Annotated in this window: 15 protein-coding genes and 1 pseudogene; 14 read left to right on the forward strand and 2 right to left on the reverse strand. The window is 38.6% G+C overall.

The window, feature by feature from the left end:
• Nucleotides 1-62 precede the first annotated feature (62 nt).
• The gene (locus tag EAF07_RS03380; RefSeq protein ID WP_121834885.1) at nucleotides 63-1,514 is read right to left on the reverse strand and encodes a UDP-N-acetylmuramoyl-L-alanyl-D-glutamate--L-lysine ligase; all 1,452 of its coding nucleotides are present in this window, start codon (nucleotides 1,512-1,514) and stop codon (nucleotides 63-65) included.
• Between the two features lie 90 nt (nucleotides 1,515-1,604).
• Here EAF07_RS03380 and EAF07_RS03385 point away from each other — a divergent pair, with 90 nt between their 5' ends.
• The 3 genes from EAF07_RS03385 (at nucleotide 1,605) to EAF07_RS03395 (ending at nucleotide 5,640) form a co-directional block, all read left to right on the forward strand.
• Nucleotides 1,605-3,257, forward strand: coding sequence for a putative polysaccharide biosynthesis protein (locus EAF07_RS03385; RefSeq protein WP_121834886.1), 1,653 nt, complete (start codon nucleotides 1,605-1,607; stop codon nucleotides 3,255-3,257).
• Between the two features lie 124 nt (nucleotides 3,258-3,381).
• On the forward strand, nucleotides 3,382-4,476 hold the full coding sequence (locus EAF07_RS03390) for a cystathionine gamma-synthase (RefSeq protein ID WP_121834887.1): 1,095 nt from the start codon (nucleotides 3,382-3,384) through the stop codon (nucleotides 4,474-4,476).
• A gap of 9 nt (nucleotides 4,477-4,485) precedes the next feature.
• Nucleotides 4,486-5,640: a MalY/PatB family protein gene (locus tag EAF07_RS03395; RefSeq protein ID WP_121834888.1), complete on the forward strand. Its 1,155-nt coding sequence runs from the start codon at nucleotides 4,486-4,488 to the stop codon at nucleotides 5,638-5,640.
• 324 nt (nucleotides 5,641-5,964) lie between these two features.
• Here the strand turns inward: EAF07_RS03395 and EAF07_RS03400 are convergent, their stop codons facing one another.
• On the reverse strand, nucleotides 5,965-6,822 hold the full coding sequence (locus EAF07_RS03400; RefSeq protein WP_121834889.1) for an Rgg/GadR/MutR family transcriptional regulator: 858 nt from the start codon (nucleotides 6,820-6,822) through the stop codon (nucleotides 5,965-5,967).
• A gap of 371 nt (nucleotides 6,823-7,193) precedes the next feature.
• On the opposite strand from EAF07_RS03400, the pseudogene EAF07_RS10900 reads away from it, so the two are divergent.
• The 11 genes and pseudogenes from EAF07_RS10900 (at nucleotide 7,194) to EAF07_RS03460 (ending at nucleotide 19,019) form a co-directional block, all read left to right on the forward strand.
• Nucleotides 7,194-7,540 (forward strand): annotated as a pseudogene (locus tag EAF07_RS10900) (hypothetical protein).
• Nucleotides 7,541-7,563: 23 nt separating this feature from the next.
• Entirely contained in the window at nucleotides 7,564-8,355 is a 792-nt protein-coding gene (locus tag EAF07_RS03410; RefSeq protein ID WP_121834890.1) for a hypothetical protein, read from the forward strand.
• A gap of 645 nt (nucleotides 8,356-9,000) precedes the next feature.
• Complete coding sequence (locus EAF07_RS03420; RefSeq protein ID WP_121834892.1) at nucleotides 9,001-9,642, forward strand: ABC transporter ATP-binding protein; 642 nt, start codon at nucleotides 9,001-9,003, stop codon at nucleotides 9,640-9,642.
• Between the two features lie 133 nt (nucleotides 9,643-9,775).
• Entirely contained in the window at nucleotides 9,776-10,288 is a 513-nt protein-coding gene (locus tag EAF07_RS03425; RefSeq protein ID WP_121834893.1) for a GNAT family N-acetyltransferase, read from the forward strand.
• Entirely contained in the window at nucleotides 10,288-10,794 is a 507-nt protein-coding gene (locus EAF07_RS03430) for a GNAT family N-acetyltransferase (RefSeq protein WP_183121648.1), read from the forward strand. The genes EAF07_RS03425 and EAF07_RS03430 overlap by 1 nt, the downstream gene beginning before the upstream one ends.
• 1 nt (nucleotide 10,795) lies before the next feature.
• The gene (locus EAF07_RS03435) at nucleotides 10,796-11,413 is read left to right on the forward strand and encodes an HAD-IA family hydrolase (RefSeq protein WP_121834895.1); all 618 of its coding nucleotides are present in this window, start codon (nucleotides 10,796-10,798) and stop codon (nucleotides 11,411-11,413) included.
• Nucleotides 11,414-11,510: 97 nt separating this feature from the next.
• A complete protein-coding gene (locus EAF07_RS03440; RefSeq protein ID WP_121834896.1) occupies nucleotides 11,511-12,728 on the forward strand; it encodes an L-lactate MFS transporter in 1,218 nt (405 codons plus the stop codon).
• A 48-nt stretch (nucleotides 12,729-12,776) separates the two neighbouring features.
• Nucleotides 12,777-13,481, forward strand: a complete 705-nt coding sequence (locus EAF07_RS03445; RefSeq protein ID WP_121834897.1) for an O-methyltransferase — start codon at nucleotides 12,777-12,779, stop codon at nucleotides 13,479-13,481.
• Nucleotides 13,482-13,622: 141 nt separating this feature from the next.
• Nucleotides 13,623-14,594, forward strand: coding sequence for a peptidyl-prolyl cis-trans isomerase (locus tag EAF07_RS03450; RefSeq protein ID WP_183121649.1), 972 nt, complete (start codon nucleotides 13,623-13,625; stop codon nucleotides 14,592-14,594).
• Nucleotides 14,595-15,147: 553 nt separating this feature from the next.
• A complete protein-coding gene (alaS, locus tag EAF07_RS03455) occupies nucleotides 15,148-17,766 on the forward strand; it encodes an alanine--tRNA ligase (protein ID WP_121834899.1) in 2,619 nt (872 codons plus the stop codon).
• A 110-nt stretch (nucleotides 17,767-17,876) separates the two neighbouring features.
• On the forward strand, nucleotides 17,877-19,019 hold the full coding sequence (locus EAF07_RS03460) for a MerR family transcriptional regulator (RefSeq protein ID WP_121834900.1): 1,143 nt from the start codon (nucleotides 17,877-17,879) through the stop codon (nucleotides 19,017-19,019).
• Nucleotides 19,020-19,235: the final 216 nt, after the last annotated feature.

Below are 19,235 nucleotides of genomic sequence, written 5' to 3' on the forward strand. Positions count from 1 at the left end.
ATTATACCATAATAAAAAGCCTCAGAAAGGCTTTTGAGTAGATTGGAATGGTTTCAAATAAGCTACCCTAAATCGCGTTTCGCGATCTCAAAATCACCTAGGTAAGCTGTTTTTTCACCGTTTACGATTTGGTAAGCATCGGCTCCTTTTCCAGCGATAATCACAGCATCGGTGCCGTTTTGTGTTAATTGCAGAGCTTCTTTGATAGCAGTTTCACGGTCAATAATAATCGTGACAGGGCGGTTGATATGCTCAGCAATTTCTTGAGAAATAGCCATAGGGTCTTCAAAATTTGGGTCGTCAGCTGTCAAAATCACTTGTAAATGAGGATGTTTATTAATCACATAACCAAAATCAGCTCGACGACTTTCTCCTTTATTGCCAGGCGCTCCGAGAATCAAATGAATGGTTCCTTTTTGGTGTTCTTCAACGACAGAAAGAAGTTTTTCAAGACTATCGCCATTATGTGCGTAATCAACAAATACCTTAGCCCCGTTTGACTGGGTTAAAACTTCCATACGCCCAGGAACAGTTGTAGTGGCAATTCCTCTTCGGATATCTTCTAAGCTAGCTCCCAAACGTAAGCTTGCTAGTCCAGCAGCAACTGCATTTTCTTGATTAAAATGACCAATCAGTTGAATGTCGTAGTGTCCAGATAATTGACCATTAAGGTTAAAGCTAAAGGCTTGACTGTCTAGAATAGTATTTTCAGAGTGAGAACCATAGAAATCATGAGGCGTATTTTTTACTTGCTCTTTGACAATCTCAAAATGATCCATATCGCTGTTGACGACCACAGCTCTGCTATTTTCCATCAAAAGGCGCTTGTGATAAAAATAATCGGCAAAGTTAGGGTGTTCAATCGGACCAACATGGTCGGGACTGATGTTGAGAAAGACACCAACATCGAATGTCAGTCCATAAACACGATCAACTAGGTAGGCTTGGCTAGAAACTTCCATAACAAGATGAGTCATGCCGTTATCAACCGCTTGTCGCATCATACGAAACAAGTCAAGGTTTTCAGGTGTTGAGAATTGAGATTTGAAGAAGGTTTTGCCATTGTCTAAGGTAGTATTCATGGTAGAAAGCAGAGCGGTTTGGTGGTTTTGCCTTAGAATATTAAAGGCAAAATAGGCTGCTGTTGTCTTTCCTTTTGTTCCTGTAAAAGCAAGGAGCTTTAGCTGATTTTGAGGATAATCATAGAATGCCATACCGATAAGGCTCATGGCCTTTTTGACATCAGAGACAATGATAGCAGGAATACCAACTTCATAGTCAATTTCAGAAACATAGCACTTTAACCCTTGTAGCACAGCTTGTTCCAAAAATTCGCGTTTAAAGGCAGCGCCTTTGGCGAAGAAAAGGGTTGAAGCATCAACGTCGCGACTATCATAGCTAATCTTTGAAAAGGTTAAATCTGTTAAGTGGTAATGAAAGGTTCCGTCAATCAGAACTTCTCGAAAATTATGGTCTTCTTTAAGGATAGTAAGAATTTGTTCAATTGTAATCATACCTCTATTTTAGACCTAATGTTCATAATTTACAAGTGGCAGGCAAAAGTTTATAATAGGAAGCAAAACAAGTACAGAAATGAGAAGGTTATGTCAGAAACACAGCAATCAAAAATGGACAATCAGCAGTCGAAAATGGTTCGAGGGATGGCATGGTTGACAGCTGGTAATTTTATTAGTCGGTTGATTGGTATCATTTATGTCATTCCTTGGTTGGCGTGGCTAGGACCTCATGCGGATGCTGCCAATGGTTTATGGGGAATGGGATACAATATCTATTCTATTTTTTTGTCTGTTTCCACAGTTGGGATTCCAGTTGCGATTGCTAAACAAATTGCCAAATACAATGCGATTGGAAAAATCGAAACGAGCTACTACCTCGTTCGTGAGTTCCTTAAGCTCATGCTTTTAATGGGAGCATTCTTTGCTGGAGTGATGTATTTTGCTGCTCCGCTTTTAGCTAAGTTATCGGGCTCTGAGGTTGATTTAATTCCTGTTATGAGGAGTTTATCTTGGGCGGTGCTATTTTTCCCAGTGATGAGTGTTCTAAGAGGAGTATTTCAAGGAACTAATAATTTGCGTCCTTATGCAACAAGCCAAGTGGTGGAGCAGATTCTTCGTGTGATTTGGATTTTGTTAACGACCTTCTACATCATGACATTTGGATCGGGTGATTATAAAGTAGCGGTTGTTCAATCTACCTTTGCGGCATTTATCGGAATGTTAGGAAGCCTTGCTGTATTGATTTTCAGCCTTCATCGTGAAGGAGTTTTGATGAAGATTCTAACAGCGAAAAAAGGTGAGGAAAAAACAGACACCTTATCGTTAGTGATTGAAATCACAAAGGAGGCTATTCCATTTATTGTTGTTGGTACAGCCTTTCAGACTTATCAATTACTGGATCAGATGACCTTTATCAACACCATGTCTCTTTTTACCTCTGCGACAAAAGAAACCCTTTTAACCTTATATGCTTACATGTATTCTAATCCTAATAAAATTATTATGATTATTATTGGGGTGACGGTTTCGATGGGGTCTGTGTCTATTCCGCTGATTACGGAAAATTTTGTTAAGAAAGACCAGAAAGCGACAGCGAGCCTTATTCTGAATAATTTACAGATGCTCACTATTTTCTTAGTGCCAGCCGTGTTTGGCTCAATTATTCTAGCTCGTCCACTCTATACGGTCTTTTATCCAGCTCCTAAGGGGTTGGCCATTCAGCTGTTTATTGTTAACCTTTTACAGATTTTTGCCATGGGATTCTATGCTCTGTTTGGACCAGTTATTCAGGCCTTGTTTGAAACGCGTAAAGCTATGCTGTATTTCCTTTATGGTTTTCTTGTGAAGCTTGTTCTTCAAGTGCCTTTTATCTGGCTGTTCGGTGCCTACGGTCCCCTGTTTACAACAATTATTGGCCTGTGCGTGTCAACCTATCTAATGTCTAAGAAGGTTCATGACATGATTCACTTTAATTGGAAACGATTTGTCAAAAATGCGATCTTAATTCTTCTGATGACAGCGGTTATGGCTCTCATCGTTGGTGGCGTTGAATTAGCTTTGGTGCGAGTGTTACCTGTCACTGGTAAGGTGAGTAGTCTGATTCATCTTATTGTTGGTGGAGGAATAGGTGTGCTTGTCTATGGTTATCTGGCGCTTTTAACCAATCAAGCAGATAAATTAATCGGCAATAGCCGTGCGGAGAGCTTCCGTCGTAAATTGAAAATTGCCTCTAGAGGTTAGGGATGCCCTAACTTCTTTTTGCTATAGTTTGAAACTATATCTATATCTGTTTACAAACTAACGCTAGAGACTTGTTTTCATGGTAAAATAGAGGATAGGAGATGAAATGAGGAGATATAATATTATGGTGAAAAAACTGAAAATTGATACGATTTTAGCCCATGCGGGGATTAAATCAGATAAAGCTACGGGAGCCTTGGTTAGTCCCATTCATTTTTCGACGACTTACCAACATCCCGAATTTGGAAAATCCACAGGTTTTGATTATACCCGTACTAAAAATCCAACGCGTAGCACTTTGGAAGAAACACTTGCTGCTATTGAAAAAGCCGATTATGCGATTGCGACAAGTTCTGGTATGAGTGCGGTTGTTCTTGCTATGGAAATTTTTCCAGTTGGTAGTAAGGTGGTAGCTGCGCGTGATTTATATGGTGGTTCTTTTCGCTGGTTTAACCAACAAGAAGCGCAAGGGCGTTTTAGATTTACTTATGCCAACGATGAAGAGGAAATGATTGCGGCTATTTCTGATGAGACAGATATTGTTTACATTGAAACACCAACTAATCCTCTCATGGTAGAATTTGATATTGCCAAAATTGCCAAGGTGGCTCATGAGCATGGAGCTAAGGTTTTGGTTGACAATACCTTTTATAGCCCAATTTACCAAAATCCAATTCCGCTAGGAGCTGACCTTGTCATTCACTCAGCAACCAAATATTTAGCTGGACATAACGATGTTTTAGCTGGGGCTTTGATGACAAACGATAAAGCGATTTATGAGAAGCTCTATTATAACCTCAATACAGGTGGTCCAGTCTTGTCACCGTTTGACAGTTACATGGTGATGCGTGGTTTGAAAACCTTGAAACTACGTATGGAAAAATCGACGGAAAATGCTCAAAAACTAGCGTCAGCCTTGTCCCAAAATCCTGCGGTCAAAGAAGTCCTTTACACAGGAAAAGGGGGCATGATTTCGATTAAGGTGGCTGATGAAGCGAAAATTCCAACCATTTTGAATAACCTAGAGGTTTTCACATTTGCAGAAAGTTTGGGTGGTGTGGAGAGCTTGATTACTTATCCGACGACACAGACCCACGCGGATATCCCTGCAGAAGTCCGTACCAGCTATGGTTTGACAGATGACCTCTTGCGACTTTCTATTGGGATTGAGGATGTCGAAGATCTTTTAGCTGACCTCGAGCAGGCGCTTGAAAGATAGGAGGCACTTATGACTTACCATTTTACAGAATTTCCAGATCGTACCTTGTCCAATGCCTATAAATGGCAAAAAGCTGCCGCTGATAAGGACTTGATTCCCTTGTGGATTGCGGATATGGACTTTATCACCTTTCCAGAAATGACAGCTGCGCTGGAGGCATTTGCAAAGCAAGGAGTCTATGGCTACGATGGACCAAAGGATAGTCTCTATCAAGCCATTTTAGACTGGGAAGAAACGCAGCATGGTTACAAGGTTGCAAAAGAAGATGTGGTTCTCATCGAAGGGGTCGTTCCTGCTATCTCAGTAGCTATTCAGGCTTTCACAAAAGAAGATGAGGCAGTTCTTATCAATACGCCAGTCTATCCTCCATTTGCACGCACGGTGACCCTTAATAATCGTCGGTTGATCAACAATTCCTTAGTAGAGAAAGATGGGCACTTTGAGCTGGATTTCGTTCAGCTTGAAAAAGACATTATTGACAATGAGGTCAAGCTATATGTTTTTTGCAGTCCTCATAATCCAGGAGGACGTGTTTGGACAGCAGAAGAACTACTGCAGGTTGGGCAAATTTGCCAAAAACATGGGGTTATCTTAGTGTCTGATGAAATTCATCAAGATTTAACACTTTTTGGACATCAGAACCATTCTTTCAATACGGTTTCACCTGACTTTAAAGAGTTTACGATTATCCTAAGCTCTGCGACCAAGACCTTCAATATTGCAGGAACAAAAAATTCGTTTGCACTTATTGAAAATGAGGTGTTGCGCAAGCTTTTCCAAAAGCGTCAGTTAGCCAATAACCAGCACGAGGTGTCAAGTCTTGGATTATTGGCAACCGAAGTGGCTCTGCGAGAAGGATTGCCTTGGTTGAAGGAGTTAAAAACAGTCTTGGAGACTAATGTTAACGTGGTTTGTGACGCCTTAGCCCAAACGAAAATTAAAGTTATGAAACCAGAAGGGACCTACTTGATGTGGCTAGATTTCTCCGAAATAGGACTTTCTCATGAGGAAGTGGCAGAAGTCTTAGCTGACAAGGCAAAACTCCAACTCAATGACGGATTGACCTTTGGTAGAGAAGGAAAAAATCATTTCCGTTTGAATGTAGCAGCACCAACAACATTGATTGCAGAAGCCTGCGAACGTTTGGTGAATACTTTTGGGTGAGAATAAATCAAAGAGTCTGGGATTATTATCCCAGACTCTTTCGAAATCCAACAAAAGAACTGTTCAATTGGAAGTTCTTTTGTTTTTTATACTCATTCAAAATCAAAATTAGAATTTTAGAACCTCTAATATCATTGAAATAATGATAAGCGTAGCAAGAAAAAATGTTTCTTTCACTACAGTAGTATTCTTAGTAGTGAAACTCAAAAGGAGGTTTTGATGTTGACTTTGTCAACTCTATTTCCCACCTCGAAAGGTTCCCTGAACCTTTTGAGCGTCCGTACTTTTAAGAAAAAAACAAGAAAGTAATTTTTAAATTTGGTGTTAAGTATTAAAATGATTATACTCTTCTATCTCTTCTTCAAGAGTAGTAACTAATTGATTTTCACCAGTCAATTTCAAAAGGGTCATACCTTTTGAAATAAGCTCATCATCATTTTGGCAGATGCCGAGGCGAACTTGGGAGAAACCAAGTGCATCAAAACGTTTTAATTCTTGAGCAATTTCAAGAGATTTGAGAGTAATTGATTCACATTGTTTAAAATGATGATTTTTAAAATAGATAGTCGATAGATTACCTAGTAAAGAAAGTTGAAAAGATTTTATATCGTGAAAGTTTTTGTATCGCTCCAAGTTTTCAAGAATTCTTTTTGTGATGTGAGGTAATGTTTCCATATCAAAATAAAAAAGAATTATTGCCAGTAACCGTAAATCATTTCCATACCAAGAGTCCATAGGTTCTAAATGTTTCCAAATTGATGTAGCTAGCCCATGTAAATAATCATTACTCTTTAATCCCTTAATACGAATTTCTGTAATTACCTGCAATGAACGATAAAGATTTTGAATAGGAACATCGTGATGTGTTTTGAGAAAATTTTCGCAGTCCTTGAGTAAAGGTAATAAATCTTGTACCTCTATGGTGGAGTTTTGGCTTTGAATTGTAGTGATAATTCTTTCTCGTTGATCAGGTTTGAACTCATTACAAATATATTTAAATTCAGATAGACTCATATCAATCTGTTCAAGAAGAAAGACCATATTATCAAAGTTAGGAATAACTTTCCCACTCTCTATTTTTGCTAGCGTAGAACGACTAATAATTTCTCCACAAACATCGTTTTGGGTTAATCCTTTTGATTTTCGAATCATTTTATAAACTTGACCATAATCCCAACGCATAAATTCTCCCTATAAAATGTGAATATGTTACACATTCTGAAAATTTAGATATTTGATGTGCTATCATTATACCAGAAATTGGAGGAGAAAGGTATGAAAAATAAAATACGGTCGTGGATTATAATTTGTATTTTACTATTAGCTATTGTTTTAGTGAAAGATTTAGATCCCTGGGGAGACATTCCATCGTGGTGGTAAGTGTAGTAAGGAATAAAATAGAATAGTAGGTAAGTCCCATGAGCTAAGATTCTAAATGTTAATTAAAATTTTCATAAAAGTACTATTACCGTTATCACTAAGAGTATCTTAAGAAAGGTGTGTTAAATATGAAAAATGTGAAAACTTATATTTGTGCAGGTGCATTGTTGTTAATGGTAGGGACAAATGTAGCAAGTGCCTATGAAATTGGAGAATTTTCTAATTTCAGAATTACAACTGCCTATGTTAGGACTGGTTATATCAATAAAGAAAATGCAGGGGCTGAGTACATAATGAATTTAAATCTTAGTCTTAATCTTTTCTTTATCCAATGACTGTAAAGCATCGTTTAGTAAATTCGAATGGAGAAGATCGTAGCGGTACATCATTGACAACCTGTGGAACTCGATCAACACATGGGAATTGGGCAACAGCGGGATATGTTTATGCTGCAGATATGGCAAGACAGAACTGGTGGGATGGCGCAGCAGCTATAACAGGAAGTTGGTCGCCAAACTAATAATTGAGAGGTTCGGTACTTTTATGAAAATTAATTTTTTGAACCTAGTAAGACATAAGTTTTTATATTTCTTACTAGGTTTAGTTTTTATCTTATTAGTCTATCGTGATTATATTACTACTTATTTATTTTTTGACGCCAATGCACCTGATTTAGCTAATTTTGACGGAATAGCTATAAAAAATGAATTATTACGTTCTAATCTAGATATAAATGTTTTACTATTCAATGTAGGATTTTATCAGTCCTTTCTTCTGCCAATTATTATTTCTTTACTGGGATTTAATTATGTTACTCTGAAAACTAAATTTATAAAATTATCAATTGGCAAGAACGATTGTTATTTTAAATTTCGGAAGCACCTTTCTTGGCAATTAGCAAGTCTTCCAGTTCTACTGTATCTAATAATTGTTGGTATTGTTGTAATCATTACCATGCTGGCAGGAACTTTTCAATTATCTGGTAAAGAGCACTTACTGTCAGAAACAAGTGTTTTACGCTATTTCTTGAATAGTGATTTAATTCTGTTTATATTTTCAATCATTTTGGTTTGTGTGGCTATTTTTGTGAATAGTTTATTTCTGTTTAAAATAATAGATGTTTTACAAAATCCAATAAAATCTGCGATTGATTACCTCATGTTTATTTGGCTTGGATCCATAATTCTATATCATTTCATGCCTTTTTATTTAGTTCCTATGACGACTTTTATGATAACTAGTTATGGGAATCTAGATATCCAAACTCTGCTTTTACCCTATTGCTTTTATATGTGTGGCTATGCTATTTTAAAAAAATATGAAGATGAGATTTAAATTTACTAAGAGTTGCTTCCGAAAAATAATTGTCTTAATGGTAAGAGCGGCTCTTCTTTCCATATTAACGTGGCTGTTGTTAAAAAGAGTCTCTGAGAATTTTAGTCATATTATTGATTTTCGGACTTTTTTTGAAAATGAATTACTTTCTCTGCTTACCTATGACGAGTTTGGAAGAAGTCAGTTAGATATTTCGAAAATGTTGACCACAAGCTCTATATTTTTAGTTGGTTGTCTGTCATCTTTAATGTTTGTCTGGGAATTGTTAAACTCTTATCGAGCACTTATCCTTTACAAATCACAATCTTACATATGTTTTACCCAAAAACGGATATTGTTGGTGGCTTTATTTTATCTACAAGATTTAATGGTTTGGTTGGTGGGCTTGCTTCCTCTATATTTCTATTTTAAAAATACTGAATTTTTCATTCTCCTAGGAAGGTTAATGCTAATTTATTTGATTTTTATAACTTTGATTGCTCTAATCAGTAACAATTCAACGATAGCTTTTTTACTATTTTTTGTTTTACTAATTTTTCAAAAGTTGATAATCTCTAGTGCTCTGATAAGTTGTTTAGGAGGTGCTGTTCTTATAGTGATACTGGGGAGTGGTATCTTAGAAAAATATCTAGAAAAGGATGGTATGTGATGTTAGAAATAAAAAAAGGGTATAAGTGCTATTATAAACAGAATATTTTAAATAACGTAAACTTACGTTTTGAACCTCAAAATATTTATGGATTAAAAGGTGATAATGGTTCTGGAAAGACTGTTTTACTCAAGCTCTTAGCAGGAACTATCCGTCTTGATAGAGGGGATGTATTTCAAAATGGGATTAGTTATGGTAAAAATTTAAGATATATTCAAAATGCTGGAATTGTTATTGAAAAGGTGGAATTTTTATCCTACCTTACATTAAAAGAGAATCTGGAGTTGTTAAAATTTCTTTCACCTAATATTACGAATGATGATATTGATTACTGGATTGATTATTATAATCTGTATGACTTTGAAAATATAAAATATAATCATCTTTCATTGGGGACACAGCAGAAAATGGGGCTAATTCAGGCATTTATACACAAACCAGATGTTCTTCTTCTAGACGAACCGATGAATGCTTTGGATGAGAAGAGTGTTTTGTTAACTAAGAAAGTGATTTTGTCTTATAGAGATAAAAAGAATGGTTTAGTTATCTTGACTTCGCATATTTCAGAAAATATCACAGACTTGTGTAATGAGATATTTTTATTAGAAGAGGGAGAGGTTAAAGTGGTTAAAGAATAGTTGCTCACTCCCCGAATCTTTCATAGAAGTGTCACAAAACATTCAATCAGAGTCAAGTTAAAATGTTCCTTTATTGAAAATCGCCTATTTGGCGATTTTTTGCTATAATGTGGGAAAAGCAGGAGGTACTCCCGTGGAAGTAAGGAAGATTAGCCTAGAGGATAAAAATGCATTTCAGAGGTTTGAAGAAGCCATGTTGAGGGATAAGCAAATCAACCCTTTTGTGGAATGGTGGGAGACTGCTAATTTTGAAAACTATGTTGCAGATAGCGATGTTTCTGAGGTGAAGAAAGAAGGGCAATCGTGGTCAACCTTTACTCGATATTTTGCTTTTGAGGATGAACAAATTTTAGGAATGTTGATTTGTTTTTGGGAAATCCAGCATCCTGATTGTCAAAAATTAGGGCATTTAGGTTATATGGTAGCTCCAGCTTTTAGGAAGCAAGGTGTGGCTTTTGAGTTAGTTCAGTATGGACTTGAACGCTATCGTGAAAAAGGAATTTCTAATATCTATATTGCCATGGATGAGAAAAATGTAGCTAGTCGTAAAACAGCTGAAAAAGCAGGTGGAATACTATTAGGAACTTTTGATATTAATCATCAAGGACAAAAAATCCAGTCAGTTAACTATGAGGTACATTTATGATCGAGATAAGACGATTAGAAGTTAGTGATGAAGCCGCTTTTCGCAGGTTTCAGGAGATTTTGTTGGAAGAAAAGGAACGTAATCCTTTTGTAGAAACCAAAAAAGTGGACGATTTCGCAGCCTATCTTGCTAAATGCCGTCAAAATGAAGTGGATACTGGTAATCCTGACTGGGCGACGTCAACGAATTTTTATTACTTTTTGAATGGCGAGATTGTGGCAAGAATTGGTTGTCGTTGGGAATTAAAAGGTGACTTAGCTCGCGTTGGTGGGCATATTGGTTATGTGACGAGGACTGACTATCGTGGGCGTGGTATCATGGCAGAACTAGTAACCTTTGCCCTAAAAGAATATGCCAAACGTGGTATCACAGAGGTGCTCATTACGGCGCGTGAGGACAATATCCCTAGTAGAAAAACGATTGAACATTTTGAAGCGAGATTGGATGGTTTTGCTGAGGATAATGGCCATCGCTACGCACGGTATTGGGTAAAGACAGGAGAATAAGATGGGAAAGACGACCTTTATTTGGGATTTTGATGGGACTTTGGTAGAATCGTATGAGGCTATTGAAGATGTTTTAACCCTGTTGTATCAGGTTTACGATTTTCCGTTTAATCGTGATTTTGTGATGTCCTATGTCATTGAAACGTCAATCGGTCAGCTTTTAAGAGATCTTTCTCAAGAGCATAACATTTCCTTTGACGAGTTGCTTAGCTTTTTTAATAAAGAGCAAGAAGCTCGTGACCATATGATTTCCCTTATGCCTGGGGCTAAAGCGGTGCTTGAACAAACTTCTGAGGTAGGAATTCAACATTTTATCTATACCCATAAAGGTGCCTCCACAGGAGCAGTGCTCAACAATTTGGGAATAGATGGCTATTTTACAGAAGTTATCACCTCAGCTAATGGCTTTAAGCGTAAACCACATCCAGAAGCTGTAACCTATTTGATGGAAAAATATCAGCTAGATAAAGCCAACACCTACTACATTGGGGATCGTTGTTTAGATGCTGAAGTCGCTATAAATGCTGGTATCAAGTCTATCAATTTACGTGTAGAAGATTCAGATTTCAATACAAAGATTGATGAGTTAATAGATATTGTTCGTATATTTCCTCTTTAGATGTATCGTGTGAGCAAAATGTTAGGCAAATTGACTAAATATTGATAGAGTTAGGCTATATTGTTCTTAACTCTTTTTTTAGTTGATGGAGGTTTTTGTGAAAAAAACAAATCGATATGTTGTGGCTGTATGTGGGGTCTTGCTTCACTTGATGTTAGGTTCTACCTATGCTTGGAGCGTGTACCGCAATCCAATTGTCAGTGAAACAGGATGGAGCTTATCGTCAATAGCGTTTGCCTTTTCTCTAGCAATTTTCTGCTTAGGCTTATCAGCTGCCTTTATGGGACGGCTGGTTGAAAAATTTGGACCTCGCGTAACAGGTTCGATTTCAGCAGTCCTTTATTCCCTTGGAAATGTTTTGACTGGCTATGCTATTGCTCAAGAAGAATTATGGTTACTTTATCTCGGTTATGGCATTTTAGGTGGTCTTGGTTTAGGTGCGGGCTATATTACACCAGTGTCGACAATTATTAAATGGTTTCCTGATAAGAGAGGTTTGGCTACTGGACTTGCTATTATGGGATTTGGCTTTGCTTCTTTGTTAACAAGCCCTGTTGCTCAGTATCTCATTGAGACGCAAGGTCTGGTCAATACTTTCTATTTGTTAGGTGGCTTATATTTTGTGGTGATGATAACAGTTTCTCAATTGATTAAAAGACCAACTCAAGAAGAATCTAAACGACTCGCTGCTAATGCTAAAGACGCTAAAAAAGCAGATTTAACAGTAGGCATGACTGCCAATGACGCTCTGAAAACAAGAGAATTTTACATTCTTTGGATGATCTTATTTATCAACATTGCTTGCGGTCTAGGAATCATTTCAGTGATTGCTCCGATGGCTCAGGATTTAACGGGAATGTCTCCAGAAGCAGCAGCAGTTGTTGTGGGACTTATGGGAATTTTTAATGGCTTTGGGCGTCTGATCTGGGCATGGATTTCTGATTATATTGGGCGTCCCTTGACTTTTATCATTTTGCTTGTGGTTAATATTTTAATGGCTTTTAGTCTCATCTTATTTAGGACACCGCTAATGTTCACGATGGCAATGGCGGCATTAATGACTTGCTATGGGGCAGGTTTTAGCCTTATTCCACCTTATCTCAGTGATATTTTTGGGGCAAAAGAATTAGCTGCGCTTCACGGATACAGTTTGACAGCTTGGGCGATGGCAGCTTTAGTAGGTCCCATGTTATTGTCAGTGACATTTGAAGCGACGGACAGTTACACAGTTACCTTGTTAGTCTTCATGGTTTGTTACGCCTTAGCCTTGGTTGTTGCTATTTGGTTGAAACATATTCTTAATAAACAAAAATAAAGTAAAAATCTCTAGCACTGACTAGAGATTTTTTATATAATAGAGCCTATGGTAAAATCATATTCAAAAAATGCAAATCACAATATGCGACGTCCAGTTGTAAAAGAGGATGTTGTCCATTACATGCGGACAAAGCAAAAACAAAACGAAGGCCATCTAGCTGAGCTAGAAGCTTTTGCTCGTCAAGAAAATATCCCGATTATTCAGCATGAAGTTGTCGCTTATTTTCGTTTGCTTATGCAGACCTTGCAACCGAAAAATATCCTTGAAATCGGGACAGCAATCGGTTTCTCTGCTCTTTTGATGGCAGAATATGCTCCAAATGCTAAAATCACAACGATTGATCGCAATGAAGAGATGATAGCTTTTGCAAAGGAAAATTTTGCAAAATATGACACGCGTCAGCAAATTACCTTAGTTGAAGGGGATGCGGTAGACATGTTGGGCACTTTAGAGGAAACCTATGACTTTGTATTCATGGATTCAGCAAAGTCCAAATATGTTGTCTTTTTGCCTGAAGTTCTCAAGCGCCTGAAAGTTGGTGGTGTCATCATTTTTGATGATATTTTCCAAGGGGGCGATATTGCAAAGCCGATTCAAGAAGTTCGTCGTGGGCAAAGAACCATTTACCGTGGTTTACATCGTCTATTTGAACAGACATTGAACCACCCAGATTTAACAGCTAGCCTCATTCCACTTAGTGATGGCCTGTTGATGTTACGCAAAAATGCAGAGCATATTAAACTTGATTAAGTTATTTTTTAGAAAATATGATATAATAAAAAAGTTAATGAAATTATAGAGAAGGAATGAGTGTTTTGGGAAAAGGCAGAGCAAGGTTCTGTTTTTCCGATGTCAAATAGCATTTGAACGGTTTGGCACTCATGGTATTTTATAAACATGAAGAAAAAATTCGCTACAGGTCTTGTGACCTTAATGTCAGTAGCAACATTGGTTGCATGTACGAGCAAGACAAGTACAGACAGCAAATTAGTGACGATGAAAGGTGACTACATTACCGTAACTGATTTTTACGACCAAGTTAAATCAACACAAGGTGCACAAAGTGCCATGTTGACACTTATCTTGGATAGAGTCTTAGAAGAGCAATACGGTGATAACGTTAGTCAAAAAGAGACTGACGAAGCCTACGATAAAGAAGTTAAAAACTATGGGACTTCTTTCCAACAAGTCTTAGCCATGAATGGCATGACCGAAAAAACCTATAAGCAACAAGTTCGTGTGCAAATGTTACTAGACTATGCCATTAAAGCAGCGGCTGAAAAAGAGCTGACAGATGATAGCTACAAGGAACTTTACAAGGCTTACACACCAGAAATGACAGCTGAGTTTATCCGCTTGGATAACCAAGACACTGCTAATAGTGTTTTAGCAGAGGTAAAAGCTGAAGGTGCTGATTTTACGAAGATTGCTACTGATAAATCCCTAGATGAAAAAGTGGAGTACAAGTTTGACTCAGCTGCCAAAGATGTTCCTACAGAAGTAGTGACAGCTGCAGCAAGTCTTGAAAAAGGTGCAGTATCAGAAGTTATTCCTGTTGTCAACACTACTAACTACACGACAAGCTACTATATTGTTAAAGTGACTGCTAAAACTGAAAAATCTGCAGATTGGAAAACTTATAAAGACCGTCTGAAAGAGACTTACCTAGCAGAGAAAAAGGCAGATGTCACTTTCCAAAATAAAATTATCGCTGCGGCTCTTGAAAAATCAAACGTCAAAATCAAAGATGATAGCTTTGCCTCAATCTTGTCACAGTATGCAGCGACAGGTGAAACGACAACAGTTAGTGAAACAATGACAGCTAGCGAAACAGAAAGCTCAGAAGCTACTACTCAAAAATAAGATTTAGAATGGATAAGGTAATATTTTTTCAGAAAGGTGGCGGTTGCTGTGAGCCACTAAAATGACCTTATCTTGCTACTAAGTCTCATAATGGAATACAAATGAGGATGACAAGGTCATTGAATGGAGGTGGTACCGCGGTAAAATCGCCCTCCGTTTACTGGCTTTGTTGTTTTCTTTTGTTAAATAATTGTAGCCTATATCTGTGAAATGAAACAGATGGACACATTATGAAAGGAAAGGTTCGGTCAAGCTAAACCTGCCCTAAACCTACTAAATTAAATGAAAGGTAGGGTGTTAAATCCGAGTTCAGCAAAATAGAACTCGGGCTACGGACTGTGTCAAAAAGACGAATACTTCCTAGACGCCAGTGTCTTCATCAGGTTTTCTATTCTTCAAAATAAAAAATATATGAAAGGAAAGTTCAGTTAGGGAAATTAACTGAACCCGAGCTAAAAGCATCGGAAAAAAGATAGACCGCCTTGTGTGCAAGCACACGGCGTTGGTCTCCTATTTTTCTCTCGCTTTCTTAACGCTCTTGGTATCTTATTTTATGAAACAATTATCTTCTGCTCAGATTCGTCAAATGTGGTTGGATTTCTGGAAGTCAAAGGGTCACTCTGTTGAGCCTTCGGCTAATCTTGTGCCAGTCAACGACCCAACCCTTCTTTGGATTAACTCTGGGGTTGCGACACTTAAAAAGTATTTTGATGGGTCTGTGATTCCTGAAAATCCACGCATTACCAATGCACAAAAATCAATCCGTACCAATGATATTGAAAATGTTGGTAAGACAGCACGTCACCACACCATGTTTGAGATGCTTGGAAACTTCTCTATCGGAGACTATTTCCGTGACGAAGCCATTGAGTGGGGCTTTGAGTTGTTGACAAGTGAGGACTGGTTTGCTTTTCCAAAAGACAAGCTCTACATGACTTACTATCCAGATGATACGGATTCCTACAACCGCTGGATTGCTTTGGGAGTTGAGCCAAGTCACTTGATTCCGCTGGAAGATAACTTCTGGGAAATCGGTGCTGGTCCTTCAGGTCCAGATACGGAAATCTTCTTTGACCGTGGTGAAGCTTTTGACCCAGAAAACATTGGTATTCGCTTGTTGGAAGAAGATATTGAAAATGATCGTTACATCGAGATCTGGAACATCGTGTTGTCACAATTTAATGCTGATCCAGCTGTTCCACGTTCAGAATACAAAGAATTACCTAACAAAAACATTGATACGGGCGCAGGTTTAGAGCGTTTAGCAGCGATTTTCCAAGGGGCTAAAACCAACTTTGAGACAGACCTCTTTATGCCAATTATTCGTGAAGTGGAGAAATTGTCTGGTAAAACTTATGACCAAGATGGCGATAACATGAGCTTTAAGGTCATTGCTGACCACATTCGTGCGCTTAGCTTTGCCATTGGTGATGGTGCCCTTCCAGGAAATGAAGGCCGTGGTTATGTCCTTCGTCGTCTCCTTCGTCGTGCTGTTATGCACGGTCGCCGCTTGGGGATCACAGAGACTTTCCTTTACAAATTGGTTCAAATCGTTGGTCAAATCATGGAAAGCTATTACCCAGAAGTGCTTGAAAAACGTGACTTTATTGAGAAAATCGTTAAACGTGAAGAAGAGACTTTTGCCCGCACGATTGATGCTGGTTCAGGTCACCTTGAAGAGTTATTGGCTGATTTGAAAGCAGCTGGCAAAGATACGCTTGAAGGAAAAGATATCTTTAAACTTTACGATACTTACGGATTCCCAGTTGAATTGACAGAAGAGTTGGCAGAAGATGCTGGCTACAAAATTGACCATGATGGGTTCAAAGCAGCCATGAAAGAGCAACAAGACCGTGCGCGTGCTGCTGTTGTCAAAGGTGGTTCGATGGGTATGCAAAATGAAACCCTCGCAGGTATCACTGAGCCTTCAACATTTGTCTATGAAGCAACAGAACTTGAGGCAAGCTTGTCTGTTATCATTGCAGATAACGAGCGTACTGAAGCTGTATCTGAAGGTCAAGCTCTCCTCGTCTTTGACCAAACACCATTCTATGCTGAAATGGGTGGGCAGGTTGCTGACCACGGTGTGGTGAAAAATGATAAGGGTGATACTGTTGCGCGTGTCGTAGATGTGCAAAAAGCGCCAAATGGTCAGCCATTACACACGGTAGAAGTTTTGGCAAGCCTTTCTGTTGGCACAAGCTACACACTTTCTATTGACATTGCTCGTCGTAACAGTGTTGAGAAAAATCACACAGCGACACACTTGCTTCATGCTGCGCTTCACCGTATCATCGGTGAACACGCGACTCAGGCTGGTTCATTGAATGAAGAAGGCTTCCTTCGTTTTGACTTCACGCACTTTGAAGCAGTGACAGCTGAAGAACTCCGTGCCATCGAGACACAAGTCAATGAAAAAATCTGGGAAGCTCTACCAGTTGTGACGACTGAGACAGATGTTGAGACAGCCAAAGAAATGGGAGCGATGGCGCTCTTTGGTGAGAAATACGGTAAAGTGGTTCGTGTGGTTCAAATCGGGGATTACTCTATCGAGCTTTGTGGTGGTACACACTTGTCAAACACTGCTGAAATCGGTCTCTTCAAGATTGTCAAAGAAGAAGGTATTGGTTCAGGGACTCGTCGTATCCTTGCGGTAACAGGTCAACAAGCCTTTGAAGCCTTCCGTGACCGTGAAGATGCGCTTAAAGCTGTGGCACAAACCCTTAAAGTGCCACAAATGGATCAAGTACCAACTAAGGTAACGGCTCTTGCTGAGGAGCTCCGCCATTTGCAAAAAGAAAACGCTGAGTTGAAAGAAAAAGCAGCCGCAGCACAGGCTGGTGATGTCTTCAAAGATGTTAAAGAAGCTAACGGTGTCCGCTACATTGCGACACAAGTTGAGGTGGCTGACGCAGGTGCCCTTCGTACCTTCGCGGACAACTGGAAGCAAAAAGATTACTCAGATGTCCTTGTTCTTGTGGCAAGTATCGGTGAGAAAGTCAATGTCCTTGTGGCAAGCAAGTCTAAAGAGGTCCATGCTGGTAATGTGATTAAGGAAATTGCGCCGCTTGTATCAGGTCGCGGTGGTGGTAAACCAGATATGGCCATGGCAGGTGGTAGCGATGCGTCTGGTATCCAAAATCTCCTAAATGCAGTAGCAGAACAATTGTAAAAATATCAGGTAACCAAGTTCATATGAGCTTGGTTTTTTCAAAAATATCAAAAAAATCCTTGACTCTCCCCTAGGTGGATGGTGTATAACAAAGATAGAAAGGAGTTCTTATGCAGATTAAAGATGTAGAAAAGTTGACGGGATTGTCAAGTAAGACCATCCGTTTCTATGAAGAAAAAGGCCTGCTTGAAGTTGCGAGAAATGCGAATAACACTTATCGTGATTACTCTGAAGCTAATGTTCAAACCTTGAAAAAAATCAAAATTTTTCGCTATTTTGGTTTTTCACTTAGTGACATAGCAGAGCTGCTGACACAAGAGAATTCACGGGTTCAGGCAGCTTTGGAAGACCGTGTTCAGAGCCTCTATGCTGAAGAAGAAAAGGTTTTCGAGCGTCGTCAACTCTGTCAGAAGTTTTCAAAGGTCTATGGAAATCCTGCTAAAATTGATGAGTTCAATGACATCATTGATTTCAAAGAAGCAGATGAATTTGAAGAGTTGAGGGAAGTTTTGGTTGACAGCAGTGTCAACTCATTATGGAGTACGCTTTTATTGACCTCTGTTTGGATTGCTTGGATATGGTCTCGTTATTTTAAAAATCGTCAAGCGAAAAAATCTCTGGTAACCAAGAAAGATAGGAGAGAGTGGAAATTATTGCCTGTTCTGTTATTAGGGATTATCTTAGCCTTGTTGTTTTTTTCAGGTATCTCTATTGTGACGACTTATCTTCTTCCAGAAAATTGGTTCTTTTATGAATCCAATCGTTTTTGGGGGCTTGTGATGATTGGCGTGACAGTATCTAGTATTGGCTATTGGCTCTTTCATTTCTTTAAAGTCTACGACTTATTTGATAACTGGTACTTGCGTTTTGGATCACCTATCTTGATACTTTTATCGACCTTTTTGTATCTGACCAATACGACAGTTGTGACTGAGCAAGACATTATCCTTTATTCGTCCCTAAATTTATCTGGAAAGCACTATCGCTATGAAGAAGTTGAAAAAATTGAAGCTTGGTATGGTGCTTCACATTGGCGATTATCCACGAATAATCGTCAGGGGCATTTTTACTATGCTATTTGGCTGGATGGAAAGAAGGTGGTTTTGTCTCAGCCTAATGTTAATGATAAAATCGAGCGTTTTACTGATTCTTATCAGGAGCTAGAAGAATTTGATGAGCGCCTAGTGAATATCGGTATCCCAAAAACAGCTTCAGCTAAACATGCGGATAAAATTGATTATGATGAGCAATAAAAGAAGCGGTTTGAAAGGATTATTAATAACAAATAAGACGCGAACTGTATAAACAATCGTGAGTCGTTTCATCAAAAAAAGAGGCTGGGCAAGACATCCATGATGGCTCCGCCCTCACCCACAGAATAATGAAAACAAACATAAAGCCCTTACTAGGTGTATAATCTTAGTGAGGGCGGAGCCATCATGGATGTCTTGCCCAGCCTCTTGCATTTA

Source organism: Streptococcus hillyeri (genome assembly GCF_003686955.1).
GTDB classification, from domain to species: domain Bacteria; phylum Bacillota; class Bacilli; order Lactobacillales; family Streptococcaceae; genus Streptococcus; species Streptococcus hillyeri.